At 67.4% G+C, this 236-nt stretch carries 1 pseudogene; it reads right to left on the bottom strand.

The window, feature by feature from the left end:
• Nucleotides 1-236 (bottom strand): annotated as a pseudogene (locus ACZ3HH_RS31170) (ribonucleoside-diphosphate reductase subunit alpha); the annotation flags it as partial.

Below are 236 nucleotides of genomic sequence, written 5' to 3' on the forward strand. Positions count from 1 at the left end.
CTTGAGGCCGAGCTCACGCTGGTGCTGGGGCAGGGCCCGGTTCACCGTGTCGGCAAAGATCAGGTAGGGCTCGCCGGTCTGCAGCCGGATCTCGAGGATCTTCTGCCAGAGCGAGCGGGCGTCGACCTCGCGCACCACTTCCTGGGTCTTGGGCGAGCGCAGGGCGAACATGGCGCCGTCGCGCACCGCCTCCATGAACTCGTCGGTGATCGAGATGCCGTGGTGCAGGTTCAGCG

The organism is Pseudomonas sp. PME37.24/025 (assembly GCF_055556615.1).